This is a genomic window from Alteromonas sp. ALT199, from assembly GCF_018619335.1.
Taxonomy (GTDB): Bacteria; Pseudomonadota; Gammaproteobacteria; order Enterobacterales; family Alteromonadaceae; genus Alteromonas.
In genome coordinates this window covers 1-20,846 of sequence record NZ_JAHHDX010000042.1, presented here as the reverse complement: position 1 = coordinate 20,846, position 20,846 = coordinate 1, and the positions used below count along the sequence as shown (strand labels likewise).

Annotated in this window: 18 protein-coding genes; 10 read left to right on the top strand and 8 right to left on the bottom strand. The window is 43.7% G+C overall.

From position 1 onward, the window contains the following. Positions 1-104 precede the first annotated feature (104 nt). Entirely contained in the window at positions 105-365 is a 261-nt protein-coding gene (locus tag KL866_RS04460; RefSeq protein WP_025256874.1) for a hypothetical protein, read from the top strand. A gap of 71 nt (positions 366-436) precedes the next feature. Here the strand turns inward: KL866_RS04460 and KL866_RS04455 are convergent, their stop codons facing one another. From KL866_RS04455 to KL866_RS04445, 3 genes are all read right to left on the bottom strand, one after another. Continuing rightward, entirely contained in the window at positions 437-1,108 is a 672-nt protein-coding gene (locus KL866_RS04455; protein WP_025256873.1) for a haloacid dehalogenase type II, read from the bottom strand. Between the two features lie 198 nt (positions 1,109-1,306). Next, a complete protein-coding gene (locus tag KL866_RS04450; RefSeq protein WP_214993650.1) occupies positions 1,307-3,106 on the bottom strand; it encodes a diguanylate cyclase domain-containing protein in 1,800 nt (599 codons plus the stop codon). 148 nt (positions 3,107-3,254) lie between these two features. Continuing rightward, positions 3,255-4,148 carry a DMT family transporter gene (locus KL866_RS04445; RefSeq protein WP_025256871.1) on the bottom strand — a complete coding sequence of 298 codons (894 nt, stop codon included), beginning with the start codon at positions 4,146-4,148 and terminating at the stop codon, positions 3,255-3,257. A gap of 275 nt (positions 4,149-4,423) precedes the next feature. Here KL866_RS04445 and KL866_RS04440 point away from each other — a divergent pair, with 275 nt between their 5' ends. Further along, on the top strand, positions 4,424-4,942 hold the full coding sequence (locus tag KL866_RS04440; protein ID WP_025256870.1) for an HAD family hydrolase: 519 nt from the start codon (positions 4,424-4,426) through the stop codon (positions 4,940-4,942). Positions 4,943-4,945: 3 nt separating this feature from the next. Here the strand turns inward: KL866_RS04440 and KL866_RS04435 are convergent, their stop codons facing one another. Then, positions 4,946-5,101, bottom strand: coding sequence for a hypothetical protein (locus KL866_RS04435; RefSeq protein WP_197025465.1), 156 nt, complete (start codon positions 5,099-5,101; stop codon positions 4,946-4,948). 72 nt (positions 5,102-5,173) lie between these two features. Here KL866_RS04435 and KL866_RS04430 point away from each other — a divergent pair, with 72 nt between their 5' ends. Further along, the gene (locus KL866_RS04430; RefSeq protein ID WP_025256869.1) at positions 5,174-9,016 is read left to right on the top strand and encodes an ATP-binding protein; all 3,843 of its coding nucleotides are present in this window, start codon (positions 5,174-5,176) and stop codon (positions 9,014-9,016) included. Between the two features lie 27 nt (positions 9,017-9,043). Here the strand turns inward: KL866_RS04430 and KL866_RS04425 are convergent, their stop codons facing one another. From KL866_RS04425 to KL866_RS04415, 3 genes are all read right to left on the bottom strand, one after another. Next, positions 9,044-9,367, bottom strand: a complete 324-nt coding sequence (locus KL866_RS04425; RefSeq protein WP_025256868.1) for a DUF3392 family protein — start codon at positions 9,365-9,367, stop codon at positions 9,044-9,046. Positions 9,368-9,430: 63 nt separating this feature from the next. After that, a complete protein-coding gene (locus tag KL866_RS04420) occupies positions 9,431-10,384 on the bottom strand; it encodes a sugar phosphate isomerase/epimerase (protein ID WP_025256867.1) in 954 nt (317 codons plus the stop codon). Positions 10,385-10,438: 54 nt separating this feature from the next. Then, on the bottom strand, positions 10,439-11,443 hold the full coding sequence (locus KL866_RS04415; protein WP_025256866.1) for a LacI family DNA-binding transcriptional regulator: 1,005 nt from the start codon (positions 11,441-11,443) through the stop codon (positions 10,439-10,441). Positions 11,444-11,817: 374 nt separating this feature from the next. Between KL866_RS04415 and KL866_RS04410 the strand changes: the two genes are divergently transcribed. The 7 genes from KL866_RS04410 (at position 11,818) to KL866_RS04380 (ending at position 19,449) form a co-directional block, all read left to right on the top strand. Beyond that, positions 11,818-12,972 carry a Gfo/Idh/MocA family protein gene (locus KL866_RS04410; RefSeq protein ID WP_025256865.1) on the top strand — a complete coding sequence of 385 codons (1,155 nt, stop codon included), beginning with the start codon at positions 11,818-11,820 and terminating at the stop codon, positions 12,970-12,972. 36 nt (positions 12,973-13,008) lie between these two features. Further along, positions 13,009-14,076 (top strand): sugar phosphate isomerase/epimerase, encoded by a 1,068-nt coding sequence (locus tag KL866_RS04405; RefSeq protein ID WP_025256864.1) that lies wholly within the window; start codon positions 13,009-13,011, stop codon positions 14,074-14,076. A 26-nt stretch (positions 14,077-14,102) separates the two neighbouring features. Continuing rightward, positions 14,103-15,320, top strand: coding sequence for a nucleoside permease (locus KL866_RS04400; protein WP_025256863.1), 1,218 nt, complete (start codon positions 14,103-14,105; stop codon positions 15,318-15,320). Then, entirely contained in the window at positions 15,313-16,230 is a 918-nt protein-coding gene (locus KL866_RS04395) for a hydroxypyruvate isomerase family protein (protein ID WP_025256862.1), read from the top strand. The genes KL866_RS04400 and KL866_RS04395 overlap by 8 nt, the downstream gene beginning before the upstream one ends. 44 nt (positions 16,231-16,274) lie before the next feature. Beyond that, positions 16,275-17,960: a GMC oxidoreductase gene (locus tag KL866_RS04390; protein WP_025256861.1), complete on the top strand. Its 1,686-nt coding sequence runs from the start codon at positions 16,275-16,277 to the stop codon at positions 17,958-17,960. Further along, the gene (locus KL866_RS04385) at positions 17,960-18,577 is read left to right on the top strand and encodes a gluconate 2-dehydrogenase subunit 3 family protein (RefSeq protein WP_214993642.1); all 618 of its coding nucleotides are present in this window, start codon (positions 17,960-17,962) and stop codon (positions 18,575-18,577) included. Before KL866_RS04390 ends, KL866_RS04385 begins: the two co-directional genes overlap by 1 nt. Before the next feature lie 104 nt (positions 18,578-18,681). Further along, positions 18,682-19,449, top strand: a complete 768-nt coding sequence (locus KL866_RS04380; RefSeq protein ID WP_214993640.1) for a DUF1080 domain-containing protein — start codon at positions 18,682-18,684, stop codon at positions 19,447-19,449. Here KL866_RS04380 and KL866_RS04375 read toward each other — a convergent pair. Then, the gene (locus KL866_RS04375; protein WP_214993638.1) at positions 19,446-20,594 is read right to left on the bottom strand and encodes an iron-containing alcohol dehydrogenase; all 1,149 of its coding nucleotides are present in this window, start codon (positions 20,592-20,594) and stop codon (positions 19,446-19,448) included. The two genes, KL866_RS04380 and KL866_RS04375, sit on opposite strands and share 4 nt — an antisense overlap. Between the last annotated feature and the right edge of the window lie 252 nt (positions 20,595-20,846).

The following is a 20,846-nucleotide window of genomic DNA, read 5'->3' as shown; positions in this document are numbered from 1 at the left end:
ACAAAAAAAGGCCTGCTATATTCCTTACAGATTTGAGAGCAAATATATGCTCATTCTTACGGTATACACTAACCCGGGATTATAACGAGTAGTTGGGGACTCTTATGAAACAGCAAACGCTTGTAGCGCTATCGACCTTGATTTTTTCTTCTTCTGTTTTAGCAAATGGCGGTTTCGAACCGAATAAGAAAGAATGTGTTAACGTCGGAAAAGAAATCACTCGCGTAAGCACTGAAATGGATGTGGCAAAGTCAGGTATTCAAAAATCATGGCTTAAGCGTCAGCTAAGTGCATTAGAAACGAAACGCAATTCATGCAGTACAAAAGGCTTCAAAGCTAATCAGTCAGAGTTAGCAAAGCTTTAATTGTAAAGTGTGTTTAGAAGCGAAAAAGTCTTACCTTGGTAAGACTTTTTTTGTTTGTACAGTAGATATAGTTAGTCAGTCACAATACCTATTAATTCATTAAGCGAGCCAATGCGATGGTCGGGAGTAAGTCCTAACGGGTACATCATCTTGCCCGAACGCTCGACAAATGTAGTTTGCATGCCTGTTGCCTTTGCACCGCTTACATCCCAGCCATGAGCCGCTACCATCATGGCATCTTCATTCTTCACATTAGCCTGTTGGCAAGCCCAGTGATAGACCGCTGCATGAGGTTTGTAAGTTCGCACGCTTTCCACGCTTAATACATGAGAAAAATACGGCTTAATATTGGCATATTCAAGTTGTGCATCCAGCCCTGCTTTTGATGAATTTGAAAGTGCCACTAAGGTAATCCCTGCACTTTGAAGTGCCTTTAACGCGGGGATAACGTCACTATGAGCGGGTAGCTTGGTTATATGCTGTTTAATGGTGTCTTTCGCGGTAGTTTCATCAACAGCGATCCCCTTACTGTGGGCTACCATGGTTAGCGCAGCCGCCCCAATATCAATGAAGTCATGAAACTGCCCTGACGTAACATCTACCAAACTATGGTGTAGCAAGTTAGCAAACCATAAGTCGACGAGTGTCTCATCACCATCTAATACTGATGCCAAGCCTGTCTTAATAGCCTGCATGTCTAAAAGTGTTTCATTGATATCGAAGAAAATAACCCTTGGCGTCACAATTCACCTTCCTCTTATTGATGACAGAAAACGTTGCGTGTTGTCCTTACGCGTTTGTAGCTTATACCACTGTATAACAGAATTGGTTTTGCTAAAGGCCTATACGACCAATGTCGATGAATTGGCGTTGAGGGGAAACTGTGAGGGTTTTTAGAGCGCGCGGCACTGCAAATGCAGTTCGCGCGTTTTAAATTAAGGCTAATTATTGTTGCTACGGCTGCCCATATCAATCGACATGGCCATGTCATCAAGTATATCGTTTAGGTCCGTTATTTTTTCGTTGGCTATAAATACGCTCATTTGAGATTCAACTACAATGTGGTCTGTAGCGGCGTCAATCTCAAAAGTATTATCTAGTGCACTTTGTACTCGGTCAAAGAACTGGCGTGCGCTTCGTTCCTCAATGTTGTGAAGGCATAAAATGAATTGCTCGGTACCAAATCGCCCTAAAATATCGTTGCCTCGGGTTACATTCTGAAAAGTTTGTGCAATTTGTCGCAATACAAAATCGCCTTTCGTAGAGCCCATTTTACGCGTTATTTCACGTAGGTTACTGATATCGAATATTGCAATAGCAATCGCCCGCCCCGTTTTAGGGGCTTCTAGTTTATTAATGCGGGCGATGGCTGAGTCGGCATTAAGAAGAAGTGTTACAGGGTCGATGGCTTTTCGTGCAAGGTGCTTTTTACGTAAAACGTAACCGGCAATAATAATAAGCAGTAAGAACACAACGATAGCGGTATACAAAGTATTTCTTCTTTGTTCTTCGGCTTTTTCAATGGCCGACTCAAGATCATAAATACGTGTATACAGGTTGGCGGCACCAACTATCATTGCGGTATCTTGGGTAATTTCCCTTCGCTTAATGACCTCTTTGGAGTAGATACTATGGGCTTCTTTTGCGCGCCCTATATCGCCTAAAGCCAAAAATATTGAAACGTTAAAGCTTAAGTAGTCTAGGTTGGTTTCGAAGATCCTTGGAATGACATTTTTATTTAACGCACCTATGTCAGCTAAGTATTGCTTTAAACAGGTTAGATTATTGTTATGTAAGCATAGTTCGGCTTTGTGCCAATCAACCAGCATTTGTCCAAAAGAGCTAGAGATATTGGCTGTCGCCTGTTCTAAATCGGGGATGGTATAGGCTAGGTTATTGTAATCTCTTGTTTTTCTATAATAGATAGACTGTGCATATTGATACAAAAAATTACTAAGTGGCGTGTTAATTTCGCTATTCAGTGCACCTAGCTCCAAAATACTTTGATAGGCTTTGTCGGTTTGACCGCTGCTTAGCAGTGATACAATGGCACTAATGATAATACTTACCTTATTACTGCCTTTGTAAACAAGCAGGCCCATTTCATGCGCTTTCAGATACTGCTCTGCGGCCAAAGCGTGTTGTTCTAAATCACCATAGAGAAGGCCGATAGCGTTGTGGATATGCGCCAACTCGCCTGGGCTACCGTTATCGGAATAGCGTTTAAGCACGCCAAACATTTTACCCAGCCTTACCTCGGGTGACGCAGACTCGGAACAATAGTTAATAAGCCCTAGCGAAGAGCTGGTAAAAATATCACTATGGCGCTCTGGGGAAGATAAATCTTGTGCTTGTTTGTAGTACTTGCAGCGCGCCGGGTTTTCTCTGGCATCATAAGAAAAGCCGATTTGATAAATAGCCGATGCAAACGCATACGAACTTTCATCAATGTCGTTTTGCATAATGGCTTTAAGTAGTAGAGATTCAGCTTCTTCATACTTACCGCGACAAATTAAAAACTGCCCTTTGGCTACAGTTAAAGCAAAGCTCTGATGTGAAGAAATAGACTCTTGAGCTAGGGCAGCTTCAAGCTCGGGTAGCAGCGACTGTGCGGGGCAGTCGTAAGAGGGCGAGCGTACCTTTTCAATAACCGCATCGATGTTGTTCTCTGCCGCCGAAGCAAAACAAGCGAGTGACACACTGATAAATGAAAAGACTGAAAATAGTAACCTTTGAACCATGGGTGATAGTGTTTTAGCTTTTTTCTAATAATATCTATTTGGAAAGCGAACTACTACTAGTGACATTCGAAAGTTGCCGCTTTTTAGTTCGTTCTAGTTTTTATTTGGGTAAAAGAACAAACAGAACGCTAATTCAGTGCTTAAATTGCTAATGCACAGGCGACCCAAAACTTACCAAAATGGCGACCCCGACTAAGGCAACGGCAGACCATGCAATGGTGGCTTTTGTCGCTTTTTCACCAAGCACCCAGGCTACCCCTAACGACATTAACGCACTTGTGGCAATTAACGTTTGAACAACGGCGGCTTTGGCATAAGCGAACGCAAACATTTGTAAGTAGATAGCGGCAGTAGTGCCAAGTAGCGTGGCCAACACAAAAGCGGGCCACACTCGTTTTCCGCTGTCGCTTTGGTAATTAATAACAGGCATATAGCGGGTTTTGGTTAAGGCTATAAGCGGTATCACAAAGGCCATACCGCCTACTAATCGCAAAAATGCTGCACTTGCAGCATCAATTTCACCGGCGCTTAAAATGTCGCGGCTTACTACTGCTCCGATTGCCTGACACAACGCTGCCCCAACACCATATAAATAACCACTGGTAGCAAACACATGAGTAGTGCTGCGTTTACGTGCCTTTATGACCATATCTACCGAGAATAAAACTACTGCTACGCCAACCCACTGCTGCCAGGTAATCCATTCGCCAATAAAGGCCATAGCAAAAAGTGCGGTAAATAAAGGCGCAAGGGTTTCGGCAACCAGTACCGCTTGGCTATCGCCAATGCTCTGTAGGGCTTTAAAGAAACAGGTGTCGCCAATGCCTATGCCTATTAGGCCGCTAAGCAATAGCCACAACACTGCGCTGGTGGTAAGCCCAGTTGGCTGAACGAAAAGTAGCACAACGGCCAAAATGGCAATTGAAATTAAACCTTTCCAAAAGTTCATAGTAAGCGGCGAAAACGCGTTACCCGTACCACGGAATAAGCGCGCAGCAATTGCCCAACAAAGCGCAGTACCTAGCGCAGCAAAAACACCCATAAATTACCTGTTAACAATATGAATAAATGAGAAGGGCAAAGCCTAGTCTGCCAAAAAGAGCGGCTATGCTAATGCAAGGTGTAGTTGGCGTAAACTTAAATCATTCAGTTAGTTTTTAGCCAAAACATCATAGCCTTAAGCAAACGTAACAGAAGCTGAAGGGCTTTCGTGGCATTATATGGATAACAAAAAAGGAGCGAGACCGCGCTGAACTATTTTAGGTGAGCGTTAATCGAGTCTCTAGAATATTACTGAAGTGAAAGGGCTAGAAAACCGTGAGTATTGAGCAGATGAACTTAAGCGGCATAAAAGGTGTAATATTCGATTTAGACGGCACCTTGGTAGAGTCGAGCCTTAATTTCACGCAAATGCGCGCTGACATAGGTTGCCCACAAGACGAAGATATTCTTACCTTTGTTGATGCCCTTAACTGCGCCGAAACCAAAGCGAATGCACACCGCACTATTTTGCAGCATGAACTAGAGGATGCACAGAATGCAAAATGGCTAGCCATAGGCAAAGCCATGGTAGAGAAAGTGCAGGCCCACAACTTACCCATGGCAATAGTTACTCGCAACTGCCGCCAAGCTACCGCTATTAAAGTAGCTAATAACGGTATACCCATCGATTACGTGCTAACCCGCGAAGATGCCCCAGCCAAGCCCGATCCAACCGCATTATTTATGGTGGCGAATACATGGCAGCTTAAACCTGAAAACTGCCTGTATGTAGGCGACTTTATTTATGACCAGCAAGCCGCCGAAAATGCTGGGATGCAGTGGTTGTTGGTTTAGATGTCATCTATCCACATCTGGTTTTTTGGGTTTTATCGGTCCTATTGGTAAAATAAAATAATAACCTCCATCCAATAATGAGACGTTAGTCCCTGCATATACTTTAGTATAGTCTTCCTCAGTCAACTCTTGCATGTTTGTTTTTTGTTCGATATTCATGTCCCTTCCTTTTTTTAATCTTCCTGCTCTTGTGAGCAATTAAAAATTACACGTTATACAGGGATGTAAGATATGACTACTGAGACAGTTCATCGATATCGACTGAAGACTCATTCTTATGTCCTAATTTTCCTTGTCTATTTGATTTTTCTTCCAAAAACGGGCCAAGCCATAGGTGTGAATTTAGAAGGGAGGACCACCTTCGGCGGGATTCCTTCGGGCGTTATCCGCGATATGGAGGTATCAAACAAGGTGGTTTATGTAGCCGCGGAAAATGGTGTGTTCGAAGTAATTGGGAAGGAGTCCGAGCGTTTAAAATTCAACACGACCAGTAATGCTACGGGTATCATCTCTGATATTCACTTGATTGGCGCTAGTTTGTGGGTTGTCGAATATGGCGTGGGTATTTTCGAAATTAATTTGAAAACCAAAGAAGCAAAGCAGCTATTTGCCGATAGAAAGTGGTCACGCTCTGTTTGGGCCATGACAATGACTTCCACAAACTTTTATTTTTCTGTCATCGACGATGTTATACAAGTGAATAGACAATCAAGTCATTCAACCAAGTTAAGCTCCCAATTGGCAGCTTTAAAGTTAAATGGTGTTTACTCTCTTTTCTCTGAAAAAAGTAACGTGCATATAGCTTCAGACAAAGGTTACGTCTCAATCTCAGAAACGGCAGGTAATGTGGAAGAGTATAAACTAAGAGACAAATTACCGTTGCTATCTAGTGCGACGTTTATCAAGGTGATCGATAAAGAGCTATACATTGGAGGTCCAGAGGGACTTTACATATTTGGCAACAAAGAGCGATATATTCCTACCGAGGGAATTAGTGGTACTTATATAAACGATATAATTAAAACAGAAGATAACAAAGTTTGGGTTTCGGATGGGAGGCTATTAATTTTAGAAAACGAGAAGCTTTCAACGCCTCCCTTTATGAACCCAGTGCTTACATCTGAGGCGATTCGCTCTATAACCAAAATTGCGGTTGGTCCTTATGATTCAATGCTTATTGCTTCATCTCAATTGGGCTTAATTTCTTTACCCAAAACAAAGTTGTCGACAAACCTAGTATCGCTTAACGGGAACGCTCTAAGAGAAAATATTCAGAAATCTGCTATCGACGAAACGGAAACATTGGTCAGAATTGAAAATGGTCTATTTACTTTAAATGAAAATAGTGGGGAGCTAACTGAGAAAACTCTAGTAAAAAATAAAGTCGCCCATTGTACGTCACACAAAGAAGAAATTTTTGCTCGGTTAGCAGGTTTAAATCCATTGGAACTGTGTAGAAGTGATTTCATCCATTTTATTCAAGTCAATAAAGACGCTTTCTATTTTTACTTCGATGATGGGGTTAGCGCCAACTACTATTATTTAGTGAATGAAGCCATAAAAGACACCATCAAAGCTCCTCGTAAAATTGTTTATGGCGCTTTGTTAAGTGGTGGTGAGCTAGCTGCTTTTGATGTGTTTGATAATGTGCACTTTCAGTTGTCTAAATTTAACTGGCGAACAATTAGCTCGGACGAAGGGAATTGGTTTGGACTTCAGTGTTTAATTGAGTTTGAAAACGTTTATTTGCTATGTACATCTGGTGCAGGTTTAAAAGAAATCGATAAGAAGAGTGGCTCGGTCAACTCTTCATTTATTCAGGGGCTAAGTGAACTAAGGTTTATTCGCGGGGCTATGGTTACTGAGAGCGGTAATCTATGGGTGGCCTCAAATATGGGGCTTTTCATAAAACCTCGGTCAAGCGAGTCAGCTTTTAATGTAGACATGCAGTTTGGTCTTTTTGATACAGACTTTGAGTACAGAAGCTTTGAAGAACTGCGCACAAAAGTGTTAGTCAAAGGGGATAAATACAGTTACTTGCTCGATGAAAAGAAATTAATACAAAGTCTTAAAGATCTATCCACTGAAGTAGAAACTACTGTTCTAACGCTCATTAAATGGAATGATAAAAAAGGACAGAACGAGCTTCACTTCCCTGAAAGCCTCAATTTCAACTTCGACAGCGATTTCAAAGAGATTACCTTTAATTTTGTCGATAGTGATGTTTATAGCAAGAGCGAGGGGATTGAGTTCAAATTAGACGATAATGCTTGGTTCTCACATAACAAAACATCAATGAGTTTAACTTTAGGTGACTTGGGCTTTGGTACACACACGCTTAATGTAATTAGCAGCGACAATAGAGATACTTCAAATGGATTGACTATAAAGTTTGATATAGCTCCGCCTTTCTGGGCTTCTAAATGGGGCTTCATTTTATATCCGTCTATCGTCATATTGCTTTTTTACTTATGGATGGTGGGTATAGCAAGTAAGCTTTATGAAAGATTCAAAACCACCAATTTATACGCACATCTAACTCGTTATGAAATTACAGATGGGCATTCAAAGTTCGAAAAAATGCTGCGTAGTAAAGAGCGTTTCATCAACCAAATCACCTCTGAACTTCGAACGCCTATTCAAGTGATTAACGGTTCGTTAGAAAAAATTTCTGATGCAGATAAGGGCACGCGCAAAGAATTAGTCTGTGTTCAAGACAACATGAAAAGAGTTGAGCAGTTAATTGACCAAATGAGCCAAGATGTTCCCACAGCCTTGAAAGCGGAAGATTACTACAAGTTATATTCGCCTGAAAATATTCGCTTTATTGTTTTATCTCTTGAGCCTTTAGCTAAACAAAAAAGGCAAAATTTAGAAGTTCGGATAAAGATGAAAAAAGAGGTGTCGCTCATTAGCGGTAGCCTAGAAAAAATCTTAGCTAACTTAGTGCAGAACGCTATCAAATTTACACCAGAGCTTGGCACTATAAAAGTGAGTGCGGTACAAGATAGCAAAGTGCTTAAAGTTACTGTAAGTGACGATGGAGAAGGGATTGAAGACAATCTTCAGAATAAGGTTTTTGAGAGATTTACGAGAGGTAATACAAAACTAGAAGGCGAAGGTGTTGGTCTAGCAACTGTTCAAACCTTAGTAGAGCTGAATCAAGGAGATATCGCTCTTCAAAGTCAAAAAGGTGTGGGGACGAAAGTAATCGTTACGCTGCCTGTCGATGATATTGCTTTTGTGAATGCTCAGGCTGAGAATCTGTCGCCAACAAGTGCTCTAGCTAATAAGAAATCACTATTAATTGTTGATGACAATAGAGAATTTCGTTCCTATCTTTTCGACCTGTTATCCAATAAGTATCGCTGTTTGGTTGCGCGAAATGGCGTGCAAGCTTTAGACGTCATGCAACATTACCTAGTAGACTTAGTCATAACAGACCAAATGATGCACGAAATGGATGGGCTTGGTTTAACTAAGGTTATTCGCCAAAACTCTAGCTACGCAAACATTCCGATATTAATGCTCACTGCTGAAACCGGAGCTGAACTGGAGAAAGCAGCGCTAGAGGAAAAGGTCGATTACTTCTTAGCAAAGCCAGCCTCAAATGAAGAAATAATACTGCGTGTTGAACACTTATTGTCGGTCAGAGAAGCAAAAGAAAAAGAAGAAGATGAAAGTGCGCTTCCCGTTTTCAAATTCGGGTGCTTAATAATTCCAGAATTTGATAACGAGAAGGATATGGCATTCTATCTAAACTTCATCGCTGTTCTTGAGAAGAACTATCAAGATGAAGCATTCAATAGAGATCAAGCTGCTTCCCAGTTATTGATAAGCCCAAGAAGTTTAAATCGAAGGATGTCTGAGTTGTTCGACTACAATTTCAGCGAGTTTCTGTCGCGCTTTAGAATCGAAAAATCTATACCACTGCTGCTAAAAGGAAATAGCATTTTAGATACATGTCTAGACGTGGGTTTTGGAACAGCTGCGTACTTTTCTACCTCGTTTAAAAAGGTCATGCATCTACCACCTAAAAAGTACATAGAGCAATATAGTAAAACAGTCGCTTAGTCTTTCGATGCACGGCAATAAGGCTTATCAAACATACCTACGCCTTTCAGCCAAAAAGCCAATCAACAGAAATGATGCCACATAGCCTGCTCCTTGGTACTGCCAAGGCAAGTAGGCTAGGGTGTGTTTCAAAAAGGGGCCGCCGTACAAGGTTAGTGCACCATAGCCAAAGGCACACAGCACTACAAACAAACTAACGCGAATAATAAAGTGATAAGGTGCCAGTATGCGTTTTACATGGCCGTTAATCAGGTCGCCATACACCACCAAAATTGTGGCCATAAGCATAATGCTCATTTCGGTGTAATAGGGGCTTAATGCGCGAGAAAGGGCACTGAAAAGTTCACTCATAAAATTACTACTATTATGATGCTTTGCTATGTGCCCATTATAACCACGGCAAGGTAAAAAGCGTTAGCTAACGCCTTTATTTAATGCGCTTACTGCTTTAAATCCCTGTTCAATAGTGGCTATGCGGTCGGTGGTTTGGTCGCGCTCTACAAATTTATGTTCAATGCCAGCTAACTTACCGTGCGCAAATATATCTTTAAAGTTAATAGTGCCTGTGCCCACGTCAGCAAAGCTGCCGTCTTCAGCCAAATCTTTCACATGCCAAAGCTTAAATCGACCTGGGTACTGCTTGAAATAATCAACCGGGTTTTTACCTGCTTTTACCGCCCAGTATAAATCAAGTTCCATGGTAACAATGTCTGGATCGGTTTGGGTAATTAGTACGTCTAACGGCGTTTTGCCGTCGCGTATTTCAAATTCGAAATCGTGGTTGTGGTAGGCAAGGGTAATGCCTTCTTTCCTACAGGCTTCACCAATGGTATTTAGCTTATCGGCTAGGGCTTGGTAAGGCGCTATACCCGTACCGCGCTGGGCTTCGCTAAGCCAAGGCACCACTAAGTATTTGTGGCCAACGGTGTGAGCGTCATCTAAAATTTGTGAAAGGTTAGTATCGAACGCATCTAACTGAATATGAGCCGATGGCGCAGTAAGGCCGTTTTCATCAAGCAGTTGCTTAATCTCTTTTGCGCTATGGTCAAAGTAGCCTGCAAATTCCATTTCTGTGTAGCCTACGTCAGCGACCAGTTTAAGCGTAGCTGGTACACTTACCTTCATAATATCTCTTAAGGTATAAAGCTGCAGGCCAACCGCGCTATTATGCATGCCCTTCATCATTGCTCCTTTATCACCGCCATGCCCCTTAGCCGAACTAGTATGTGCCAAAACAGCCGGAGCACTCATAGCCGCCAATAAACCAGACGAGTATTTAATGAACTGTCGTCTAGAAACGCCAGAGCCAATGTCGCTGGCCGCGTCTAAAATTACTGTCTTGCTTAAGTTTGCTTTACTTAAATTCACTGCTTGCTCCTTTTCTGTAGTGGTACATAGGTGATGAAGCATGGCTATCATCAATTAACCCAAAGCTTTGCCCGTACTCTCGCGCACAATAAGTTCAAACGGCATGATAACTTTGGGAGCCTTGCGAATTTTTCCGTTAAGTAAGTCCACTAAAAGCGTAACCGCTGTTCTACCAAACTCTTCTGCGGGTTGTGCAATGGTAGTTAGTGGCGGGTCAACAAACGCTGAGAATGCAATGTCGTCAAAACCTGCCATAGAAATATCGTTTGGAACATGCAAGTTAGCTTGCTTGAAGGCTTGCATGGCACCAATAGCGGTTTCGTCGTTTTCACAAAAAACAGCGGTGGGTCTGTCTTTCAAACAGGCGATAGTTTCACCGGCGTTGTAGCCGGCCTGCAACGTAAAGTCGCCTGGAAACAGCAAGTTTTCCTCAAAGGAAATACCAGCTTGCGTTAGTGCGTCTTGGTAGCCAGCTAACCGGTCTTGGGTTAGCGGGCTTGAGTTTGGCCCTTTGATCATGGCGATGCGGGAATGCCCTAACGATATTAAGTGTTCGGTCATTGCCTTGGCTGCAGCACGATTGTCTAACGACACAACAGGGTATTGACCATCGTCAATTACTTCACAGGCATTGACCATGGGAAGCAGACCGTTGTCGTTAACCATAGAGGCATCAAAAGGATTGTGTGCACGCAATTGTATAAGTCCATCAGCCTGTGAAGTGCTGACCATTTTGGCGTAATGACTTTCTATTTCACTATTACCAAGGGTGTTGGCAAGTAAAATGGAATAACCTAGTTCTGCGGCGGCTTCCTGCATACCGCTAATAACACGGGCAAAAAATACGTTCGCTACCGTGGGCACAAGCACCACCAAATTGTGGCTTTTACCCGAGCGAAACTTAACCGCCATTAAATTAGGTTTGTATCCCACAGCCTGAACCGCAGCCATCACCTTGTTGCGTGTTTTAGGAGAAACACGCTCAGGTTGTTGTAGTGTTCTTGATACGGTAGCAACCGAAACGCCGGCACTATCTGCTACATCTCTAATATTTGCCATTGATATTTTTATTGTTTGTTAGTTCATGTATGCATTGTAAACCCAACCAGCTAACGGTAGGCGTTATACGATGGTTGCGAATTCAAATTTACTTGAATTTAAAATGTAACCGTTTTCATTTCAGGTAAAAGAATACGTACTTTAGCGAGAACGTCAAAGGTTATTTGTAGATTAATTGTAAATTAGAGGCTATTTGCGTTTCAAGCTTAGCTATTTAAATAGCCATTAAAGCAAGTTAGAAACTGAGTTCATGCCCAAAATGTAAACTTTAGATTAATAAAATGCTGTTTTTTGTGTTGACCAATAAAATGTAACGGGTTACATTTTGTCGCATTAGCGACACCAATAGTGCAATTGCACAATGAGGAATTTCGATGCAACCAATACGAATGGGAATGATCGGCGGCGGGGAAGGCGCATTTATCGGTGCCGTACATCGCCATGCCGCAGGGTTAGACGGGAACTACCAGTTAGTGTGTGGGGCATTTAGTCGCAATGAAGACAATAACTCACGCACTGCCACATCGTTAAACGTGCCGTTAACTCGCGCATACAGTAGTTGGCAGGCAATGCTTGACGAAGAAGCTAACTTACCTGAGCAAGAGCGCATGCAGGTGGTGGTAATCGTCACACCTAATCATCTTCATGTGCCCATTTCAATTGCCGCTATTAAAGCGGGCTTCCATGTGTTCTGTGAAAAACCAGCAGGCGTTAGCTTTGCTGAAGTAAAAGAGCTGCAAGATGTTATTCACGCAAATGAATCGCTATATGGCTTGGCTCATACCTACCTTGGCTATCCAATGGTATGGCAAGCACGTCACCTTATTGAAAGTAAAATGCTGGGCAACATTAGAAAAGTATATGTTGAGTACCCTCAAGGCTGGTTGTCTGGCGAAGAAGAAACGCACAATAAACAAGCGCAGTGGCGCACCGACCCAGCAATTTCTGGGGCAACAGGCGCAATGGGCGACATAGGTACTCATGCCTTTGGTCTGGTTGAGTTTGTATTAAACGACAGTGTTACCTCGCTATGTGGCGAGTTGAACACGCATGTTGAAGGGCGTCGATTAGATGATGACGGCGCTGCGCTTATTAAAACTAGAAAGGGCGCGTCGGGTGTGTTGATTGCTTCACAGGTATGTGCCGGTGAGGAAAACGCATTGAAGATCCGTGTATATGGTGACAAAGGCGGTTTACAGTGGCGTCAAATGGAGCCTAACTCTGTTACCTATCGTCCCATCGATGCACCTTATCAAGTGTTTAGAGCGGGCCAAGGTCAAGTTGGGCTATGTGATGAGGCATCTGCACGTTGTCGTGTTCCAGCTGGTCATCCAGAGGGTTACTTAGAAGCCATGGCAAATTTGTATACCGACTTTGCCAAAGCAGTGCGCGCTAATCAAAAAGGCAAAGCCGAAGGCGTTCCCGGAATAAATGCTGGCTTACGCGGAATGGTATTTATCGACGCCATGCTAGCTAGTACTGACAGTGACACTAAATGGGAGTCGGTTAGTCAGGAAGGAGTGCAGTAATGCGACTACAACTTAATACGAAAAAGGTGAGCGCTTATGGCTACTAACCAACAACCTATAAAAGGGCCCGCAATCTTCCTTGCTCAGTTTATGGGAAAAGAGGCGCCTTTCGATACGCTTGAAAATATGGCGAAGTGGGCAGCGTCGCTTGGCTATAAGGGAATACAAGTTCCTACCGACCCTAGTCTTTTTGATTTAGAAAAAGCGGCTGAAAGCCAAGAGTACTGCGACAATATCGCGAAAATCTGTAAAGACGCAGGCGTGGAAATAACTGAGCTTTCTACGCACTTACAAGGTCAGTTAGTTGCTGTTCACCCCGCTTACGACGAATTATTCGACAACTTTGCGCCAAAGCATCTGCATGGTAAGCCACAAGAGCGAACCGAGTGGGCAATCAACCAGCTGAAATGTGCGGCTATTGCTAGTAAACGTTTGGGATTGAAAGCTCACGCTACCTTTTCAGGTGCATTAATGTGGCACTTAGTTTATCCATGGCCTCAGCGTCCAGCTGGTTTGGTTGAGCAAGGCTTTGCTGAACTCGCTAAGCGTTGGAAGCCCATTCTCGATGCATTCGACGATGCGGGTGTTGACGTATGCTACGAAATTCACCCTGGGGAAGACCTGCATGATGGCGCTTCGTTCGAACAGTTTTTAAAAGCTGTAGATAACCACCCACGAGCAAATATTCTTTTCGATCCAAGTCACTTTGTTTTACAGCAGCTTGACTACCTTGACTTTATTGACCGCTACCACAGCCGAATCAAAATGTTTCACGTCAAAGATGCCGAGTTCAATCCGAACGGTAGAAACGGTGTGTACGGCGGCTATCAAGACTGGCAAGAACGGGCTGGCCGTTTTCGCTCTCTTGGCGATGGGCAGGTCGATTTCAAAGGAATTTTTAGCAAGCTTACCCAGTACGGCTTCACCGGCTGGGCAGTACTTGAGTGGGAATGCTGCTTAAAAGACAGTGCACAAGGCGCTGCAGAAGGCGCACCGTTTATCGCTTCACACATTATCGAGCCAAGCAAATATGCGTTTGACGACTTTGCTGGTGGTGCCGTGAGTGAAGCGAAGAATAATCGTATTTTAGGGCTTGAGCGCTAAGCGCCATCAACAGGATAGCAATAACTATGATAACCCTACGCCTGAGTTTGATGATGTTCCTTCAGTTCTTCATTTGGGGAGGCTGGTTTGTAACATTAGGTACGTATTTGTCGAATACCTTGGCTGCTAATGGCGGGCAAATCGGTATGGCTTTCTCAACCCAGAGTTGGGGCGCTATTATTGCCCCCTTCATTGTGGGGCTTGTTGCCGACCGATTCTTTAATGCAGAAAAGATCCTTGGTTTCTTACACCTCATTGGCGCTGTACTTATGTATTGTATGTACCAAGCGAATGATTTTGCCAGCTTCTACCCTTATGTGTTGGCATACATGATTGCGTATATGCCTACGCTGGCACTGGTCAACTCGGTGTCATTTGGGCAAATGGTCGACCCGTCGAAAGAGTTCGGAAAAGTTCGTGTGTGGGGCACTATCGGCTGGATTGTGGCTGGTCTTATGATTAGCTATGTATTCTCATGGGATTCTGCCCAATCTATTGCCGATGGTATGCTCAAAAACACCTTCTTATTATGTAGCATTGCCTCCTTAATTTTAGGTGTGTTCAGTTTTACGCTACCTAACACGCCTCCTCAATCTAGCGGCAAAGCCGTAACCATACGGGATATTCTAGGCTTAGATGCGTTGGCATTGCTCAAAGATAAGAACTTCTTTGTGTTCTTTTTATCTTCGGTACTCATTTGTATTCCGCTGGCCTTTTACTACCAGAATGCTAACCCTTTTCTTACCGAAATAGGCGTTGAAAACGCCACGGGAAAAATGACATTGGGCCAAGTATCTGAAGTACTGTTTATGTTGGCTCTGCCAGTATTTTTAAATCGCTTCGGCATTAAAGCCACCTTAGTGATTGGTATGGCTGCATGGGTAATTCGCTATGCGCTGTTCGCATTTGGAAACGCTGACGAAAGTTTGTTCATGCTTATTATCGGTATTGCACTGCACGGTATTTGTTACGACTTCTTTTTTGTATCAGGGCAAATCTATACCAATGCAAAGGCGGGAGAACATGTAAAAAGTGCCGCGCAAGGGCTAATTACCTTGGCCACGTACGGCGTAGGTATGTTGGTGGGTTTTGCCGTAGCAGGCGCAATTACCGATACCTACACGATGGAAACAGGTGCGCATAGTTGGCAGCAGGTTTGGTTATTCCCAGCAGCGTTTGCCGCGGTGGTGTTAGTGCTCTTTGCCGTTCTATTTAGAAAGGAGAAGGTAAGTGCCGATGCATAACAATGCCCGCAGAAAATTACTTCAAAGCATGGCAATGACTGGGGTAGGAATAGCTGGAGTAGGGCTAACCGCCTCTGGTTTAGCAGCAGCCGAGTCAACCACAGCAGGTAAAGGTAGTAATGCCATGAATACACCGCTTAAAGGCAATGTGAATCACTCGGTAAGTCGATGGACATACGGTGATTTAAGCATTGAAGAGTTGTGCCAAACCGTAAAAGAGCTGGGCTTTAGTGCGATTGACCTAGTTGGCCCTGAAGATTGGCCCGTGCTAAAGCAATATGGCATCGACTCTTCTATGTGTAATGGTGCCGAGATAAGCCTTGAAGACGGCTTCATTCACAGCGAATTACACGATGAATTAGAAGCGCGCTATTTAAAGCACATCGATTTAGTCGCCAATGCAGGTTACACCAACCTTATTTGTTTTAGCGGTAATGCCAGAGGCATGTCGCCAAAAGACGGGCTTGAAAACGCCGTCAAAGGATTACAGCGAATTCTACCTTACGCTAAAAAACGCAACGTAGTGATCTTCATGGAGCTATTCAACAGCAAAGTCGATCACCCTGATTACATGGCCGACAACTCAGCGTGGGGCATAGAGCTTTGCAAACGCCTTGGCTCCAAACACTTCTCACTACTTTACGATATCTATCACATGCAAATTAATGAGGGAGATATCATTCGAACTATTCGCGAGAACCATCAGTACTTCGGTCATTATCACACGGCCGGCGTTCCTGGACGTCACGAAATAGATGCTTCACAAGAACTCAACTATGAAGCCATTGCTAAAGCCATTGTTCAGACCGGATTCAAAGGCTATCTAGCACAAGAGTTTATACCCACACCGAAAAGCAAAGCCAGCAGAATCGCGTCGCTACACCAAGCGATTCAAATCTGCGATGTATAACGTGCGAACAGGCACAGCGACGAATGAAGTTTTAAGGACGTGTTATGGCGAGTAACGAATACGATGCAATAGTCATTGGATCTGGTATCAGTGGCGGTTGGGCAGCTAAAGAGCTTACAGAGAAAGGCTTAAAAGTGCTTATGCTCGAGCGTGGTCAAAATATTGAACATATAAAAGACTACAAAAATGCCCATAAAGAGGATTGGGATTATCCACATCGAGACTTACCTACACAGGCGATGAAAGTAGATTATCCCGTACTCAAGCGCGACTACCCCTTAAATGAAAAAACCTACGGTATGTGGGCAAACGAAAAAGCAAATCCTTACACAGAGGATAAGCGCTTTGACTGGTACAGAGGCTACCATGTAGGCGGGCGCTCACTGTTATGGGGGCGCCAAAGCTACCGTTTGAATAAAGAAGATTTTGAAGCCAATGCTAAAGAAGGTATAGCGGTTGATTGGCCTATTCGCTACGAAGACTTGGCACCCTGGTATGACTATGTAGAGAAATTCGCAGGTATCAGTGGTAACCGAGATGGTTTAGATGTGTTGCCAGATGGCATTTATCAGCCGCCGATGCCAATGAATATTGTAGAGGAAAGTGTTGCAGCCCGCGTTAAAAAAACCTATGAAGGCGCGCGCCACATGGTGCATGGCCGCACTTCAAACATGACACAAAGTAAACCTGAAGAAGGGCGTGTTCATTGCCAGTACCGCAATAAGTGCTGGTTGGGTTGTCCGTTTGGTGGCTACTTTAGTACGCAAGCGTCTACGCTTCCGGCTGCTGTTAAAACAGATAACTTAACACTTCGACCTTTCTCGATAGTGAAAGAGATCTTGTTCGACAAAGACAAAAAGCGCGCGACGGGCGTAGAAATTATCGATGCAGAAACTAACAAGACCTATGTATTCAAAAGTAAAATCGTTTTCGTTAATGCGTCAGCACTTAACTCGGCTTGGGTACTAATGAATTCAGCCACGGATGTGTGGGATGGTGGATTGGGGAGCAGCAGCGGTGAGCTGGGCCACAACGTTATGGATCATCACTTTAGAGTAGGTGCTTCTGCTGAGGTTGAAGGTTTTGACGACAAATACACCTACGGTCGCAGACCAAGTGGCTTCTATGTGCCAAGGTTTAGAAATTGGGGTAGTGATAAGCGTGACTATCTACGTGGGTTCGGCTACCAAGGAAGCGCAAGCCGTTCGGGCTGGCGCAAAGACATTGCCGAGCTTGGTATAGGTGCAGGGCTCAAAGATGCGATTACCGAGCCGGGTCCTTGGACCATCGGCATGACAGCTTTCGGTGAAATTCTTCCGTACCATGAAAACAAAGTGTACCTGAACAAAAAAGTCACCGATAAGTGGGGCTTGCCAGTACTTGCCATGGACGTTGAGATCAAAGAAAACGAACTCAAGATGCGTAAAGATATGCAGCAGGACGCCGTTGATATGTTCGAAGCGGCTGGACTTAAGAATGTTCAAGGATGGGATGCCGACTATGCTCCTGGCATGGGTATTCACGAAATGGGTACGGCGCGTATGGGCAGAGATCCAAAAACCTCCGTGTTAAATGCGCATAACCAAGTATGGGACGCACCTAACGTATTTGTTACAGACGGTGCAGCAATGACATCAGGCAGCTGTGTTAACCCGTCGCTAACCTATATGGCGCTAACGGCTAGAGCTGCTGAGTTTGCCGTGGAAGAGTTAAAGCGAGGAAACCTTTAATGGAACGCAGAGAACTACTTAAACTTATCGCGACAGCCACGGGTACGGCGTTATTTGCGGGGAATGCGTTTGCATACAAAGATATTCCTTCGGTACCGCTAAGCGACACATTATTTAATGAAAAAGACGTGGCTCTACTCAATGAGATGGGGGAGGTGATCATCCCCCAAACAGATACGCCTGGAGCAAAAGCTGCAAACGTTGGTGCAACAATGGCTGTGCTGGTAACAGATTGCTACACACCCTTACTTCAAAAGACGTTTGTCGATGGCATAAAGAAAATATCTTCATTAAGTGAAAGTCGCTTCAATAAGTCATTTATCCAGCTTACCAAGCAAGAGCGCGAAACCTTCTTCAACGATTTGGATGTGGAAGCAAAAGCGGCAAACCTTGCTAACGGCGTTTATCAAGGCGTTGAAACAGGAAAGCCAAGTCAATGGGAACCTGGTACCGATGAGCCAACGCCTCACTACTTCACCTTATTAAAGCAGCTGACACTTTATTGCTTTTTCACATCTCAAGTTGGCGCAACCAAAGTACTTAGATATGTCGCTATTCCTGGGCGTTACGATGGTGCATTTCCTTACAAGAAGGGCGACAAAGCTTGGGCCACGTAAGCCTGGTATACATAAGCCTGATACAAAAGCTTAGTGAATAAAGCAAAAACAAGAAAGCCAATCGCTACATAGTGATGAAACAGATTATAAAAGGTACTTACACAATGAATAAGACTCTTCTCGCCTCTACAGTGGCGCTACTCATGCCACTTACCGCGTGCGCTGCAACAGAAGCAAATTCAGAGAAAAGCGAGTCACGTCTATCTCGTGAACAGCAGGCAGCCAAAACAGAAGTTTGGGAGCCGGTTCCGGAAGTTATTTTTTTTAGTGAGATTGGCGTGCCCTCTGATGCCATCTCTTTAATTGGCAATGACTTATCAAATTGGAGTTCGGTAAAAGAAGGTGAGGCTAAGTGGACGCTTCAAGATGGTGTACTTACCGTAAAACCGGGCACGGGTGATATTAAAACGAACGAAGCATTTTGTGACGTACAGCTGCACGTAGAGTGGAAAGTACCGCAACCAGAGGCGGGTATGGAAGGACAGCAGCGCAATAACAGTGGTATCTTCCTTCAGCAAAGGTACGAAATTCAAGTATTAGACTCATATCAGAATAAGACCTATCCCAATGGTCAGGCGGCAAGTGTATATAAGCAAACAATCCCTTTAGTTAATGCTATGAAGGCCCCTGGCGAGTGGCAAACCTATGACATTATCTATAAAGCCCCTACCTTTAAAGGTGAAGAGTTAGCAACCAAGGGCTATGTTACTGTTATGCACAATGGCGTAGTAGTTCAAAACCATACCGAGATCCAAGGAACCACAGAATGGATAGGTGCACCAGAATATAAAGCTCACGGATGCGCGCCGCTTCAATTACAAGATCACGGTAACTTAGTGAGCTTTAAAAATATGTGGGTAAGACCGCTTTAAAACGCGAGTCGGTATATATCTTCAATCTCTTTAATACTTAATTGCTTGGGATTATTGCGAAGGAGGCGAGTTACTTTACTCGCTTCTTCTGCTAGTTCCCCTACACAAGTTGGCGAAATATTAAAATGGGTGAGTGAAGCGGGTATGTCTACATCCCTACACAGCTTTTCTATAGCACCTAATAGCAGTTTAACTGCTTCTTCCTTTGAATGGTGGCGCTCACATACCTTCAGTAGCTTAGCTACGCAATAAAGTTTGTCTTGGCAGAAAGGCGCATTAACTTTCAAAACGTGAGGAAGCATTACCGCGTTACTCATGCCGTGTGATAAATGAAAGCGCCCTCCTAAGGGATAAGCCAGTGCATGTACTGCGCCCACGCCGGCATTTCCAAATGCAAGACCTGCCATTAAACTGCCGGTGGCCATATCTTCACGAGCTGATAAGTTCTCTCCATTATTATAAGCGTGTAATAATGAATTAAATATAAGCTTAAGCGCCTTCTCTGCAAGCGCGTCGGTAATGGGGCTGGCATTAACACTTATATAGGCTTCAAGCGCGTGAACAAATGCATCTATACCGCTCGCTGCTGTAATTGAGGGAGGGCACGTTTTTGTCATCTCAGGTGCAACAATTGCTACATCGGGTAATAAGCAGTGACTAACAATGCCTTTCTTCATTTGTGCTTTAGGATCAGACAAAATAGCAATGTTGGTAACTTCGGAACCTGTACCTGCGGTAGTGGGGATAACAATAAGAGGGAGATTTCTTTGTGTAAGTGTATTTTCACCGAAGAGATCTACAAGGGGGCCGGTATAGTCATATGTAGAGGCAAGTACTTTAGCGCTATCAATAGCACTACCTCCGCCCAGCGCGATTATTCCGTCTATCTGTTTTTCCCGAAGCAAGCACAACTTTCTTTCTATAACATCTACTTCAGGCTCAGGAGGTATGTCATCAACAATAAGTAAAGGTTTAGAAGGAATAAGCGTGAGTATTTGGTCGAGAAGCCCCGAAGAAGATACGCCTTTATCAGTTATCACAGCACAGTTATTTATGCCTAAACGCTTCATTTCATCAGTAAGGGCTTTAATAGCACCTAGTCCAGTAATGAGTTTTCCTGCGGTCTTAAATTCCGAAACCTTCATAGAGTGCTCCTGATAAGGGCGTTTTTTTGATAGCTACGAGTTATTTAATTTATAGTACAACACAGCGGATACCACTTAACTAACCTTATAGATGGTTAAAAGTGAGGTGAATTCGTGGTTTTAATGAACGTTTTGTGTGTTGTTTGTGCAAACGATCGAAAAATAAGGTTTTTTTCGAAATAAGTGTTGACGTGAGCGCTCATTTCCCTAAAATGCGCATCCGCTTCGGGGGAAAAGCAAAACAGCAACCCT

Bases quoted from the DNA above. Each gene is read 5' to 3' on its own strand.
- KL866_RS04460 (WP_025256874.1), top strand. From the start codon at position 105: ATGAAACAGCAAACGCTTGTAGCGCTATCGACCTTGATTTTTTCTTCT.
- KL866_RS04450 (WP_214993650.1), bottom strand. From the start codon at position 3,106: ATGGTTCAAAGGTTACTATTTTCAGTCTTTTCATTTATCAGTGTGTCA.
- KL866_RS04445 (WP_025256871.1), bottom strand. From the start codon at position 4,148: ATGGGTGTTTTTGCTGCGCTAGGTACTGCGCTTTGTTGGGCAATTGCT.
- KL866_RS04435 (WP_197025465.1), bottom strand. From the start codon at position 5,101: ATGAATATCGAACAAAAAACAAACATGCAAGAGTTGACTGAGGAAGAC.
- KL866_RS04430 (WP_025256869.1), top strand. From the start codon at position 5,174: ATGACTACTGAGACAGTTCATCGATATCGACTGAAGACTCATTCTTAT.
- KL866_RS04425 (WP_025256868.1), bottom strand. From the start codon at position 9,367: ATGAGTGAACTTTTCAGTGCCCTTTCTCGCGCATTAAGCCCCTATTAC.
- KL866_RS04415 (WP_025256866.1), bottom strand. From the start codon at position 11,443: ATGGCAAATATTAGAGATGTAGCAGATAGTGCCGGCGTTTCGGTTGCT.
- KL866_RS04410 (WP_025256865.1), top strand. From the start codon at position 11,818: ATGCAACCAATACGAATGGGAATGATCGGCGGCGGGGAAGGCGCATTT.
- KL866_RS04405 (WP_025256864.1), top strand. From the start codon at position 13,009: ATGGCTACTAACCAACAACCTATAAAAGGGCCCGCAATCTTCCTTGCT.
- KL866_RS04400 (WP_025256863.1), top strand. From the start codon at position 14,103: ATGATAACCCTACGCCTGAGTTTGATGATGTTCCTTCAGTTCTTCATT.
- KL866_RS04395 (WP_025256862.1), top strand. From the start codon at position 15,313: ATGCATAACAATGCCCGCAGAAAATTACTTCAAAGCATGGCAATGACT.
- KL866_RS04390 (WP_025256861.1), top strand. From the start codon at position 16,275: ATGGCGAGTAACGAATACGATGCAATAGTCATTGGATCTGGTATCAGT.
- KL866_RS04385 (WP_214993642.1), top strand. From the start codon at position 17,960: ATGGAACGCAGAGAACTACTTAAACTTATCGCGACAGCCACGGGTACG.
- KL866_RS04380 (WP_214993640.1), top strand. From the start codon at position 18,682: ATGAATAAGACTCTTCTCGCCTCTACAGTGGCGCTACTCATGCCACTT.
- KL866_RS04375 (WP_214993638.1), bottom strand. From the start codon at position 20,594: ATGAAGGTTTCGGAATTTAAGACCGCAGGAAAACTCATTACTGGACTA.